This is a genomic window from Candidatus Acetothermia bacterium (genome assembly GCA_024653305.1).
GTDB lineage: Bacteria > Bipolaricaulota > Bipolaricaulia > Bipolaricaulales > Bipolaricaulaceae > JACIWI01.
The window spans coordinates 1-1509 of the sequence record JANLFW010000053.1 but is presented as its reverse complement, the minus strand read 5'-3'; the positions used below and the strand labels follow the sequence as shown (position 1 = coordinate 1509).

Sequence of the window (1509 nt, the reverse complement as noted above, 5' to 3'; positions counted from 1 at the left end):
ACGCCGGGGAGACCCTCACCCTCACCTTCACGGCCCGGGTGACCGCGGAAGCGCCCGTCGGAGAGGAGATCCGGAACACGATGAGGGCAACGGCCGTGGACGATTTCGCCCAGCCCATCCCCGCCGACTCCAGCATGTACGTGCCGGCAGACAACGACCCGGACGACCTGTCCACCCTCAGGCTGATCGTGGGGCCCGCACCCAGCGGAGCGGTCCCTCCCCCCAGCGCGAGCTGCACCGGTCGAGCCCCGCTGGGTTGGGCCGCGTGGGGGATGGCCGCGGTGGCGGCGGGGCTCGTGGCGTCCCGGTTCGGACGGCGCGGCGTCTGGCTCGGGCTGGTCCTCGGGCTCGGGCTGGTGGGCATGAGCGCGACCGCATCTGGAGCCCAGTACACGATCACCGCCCGGAGCGATCCTCCTAAGGGTGGGGTGGTGTTCGGCGCCGGGAGCTACAGAGCGGGGGAGGTGGCTCAACTCACAGCCCTTCCGAACCGCGGGTTTGAATTCGACGGGTGGTTCGAAGGGGGAGTGGAGATCTCCACCCTGCCTCGGTTGGAGTTCGTCGTTGACCGAGATCGAACGATCACCGCCAAGTTCCACCCGATACTGGAACTCGTGGGCCTTGGCGGCCGCTGGCAGGGAACCCTTGCTCTCCTTCCAGCGGCCGCTCTCACCATGAACCGATTCGAGTTGCGCCCCCGGTTCCTGTTTGGATCAGCCCCGTGGGATCTCCGGCTCGTTGCCCAGTTCACCGATGGAGTGTGGAAGGATGCCCAAGGGCACTTCTCCGGCTCGTGGGGAAACCTCCGCCTCGGAGCCGGGCTCATCTTCAACCCCGTTGTCCCGGAGTATCGGTCGGGGTACTTCGTGGTGTCCGGGCTGTGGGAGGACCTGCGCCTGGGGCAGCGGGTCACCCACTACCCCCGCTCCGGCACGCCTCCCGCACCGTACCTCCTCTATGACCTCGCGTTGGGCGTCTCCGATCTCTACGTTTCCATACGGGCGGAGGAGCGCGACGGTCTCCAGTTCAAGGACCTCACCGCCCACCTCCTCGGGTTAGATGTTTGCTGCGGGATCCAGGCCCAAGGGGCGCTGTCGTTCACGAAGAAAGGGTTCTCCTACGCGCGGGCAGAGGTGACGAACCTGCCCTTCGGGTGCTGCGGTCTGTCGTGGGACTTCGCGGTGACGTTCACCCCGGACAGAAAAACGGTGGAGGTCTCTCCGCAGTGGTCCCCGTTCTGCGACGTCTGCCTGACCGTGTACGGCGATGTTGATTGGGACGCGAACACCTTCACCTGGAACGGCATTGCGCTCTACGGGTACAAGATCCGCTGCTGTTTCGGGCCTTCCTGTTGCCCCGCTGGATCGGGAGGGTACGTGGAATTCCTGACGGCGTTCGATCCGAGCCGCGTGCCGGGGGGCTTCCAGGGCGACGAGTTCGAGCACGTGAAATTCGGCCTGTGCGGCCCTGGCTGCTGCGGCGGGAGCTACTCCGCGGAGGGGACGGTCT

General features: G+C 66.8%; 1 protein-coding gene. It reads left to right on the top strand.

From position 1 onward, the window contains the following. Nucleotides 1-1509 (top strand): hypothetical protein (locus tag NUV94_08155; protein ID MCR4392707.1); only part of this gene is annotated, 1509 nt, incomplete at both ends.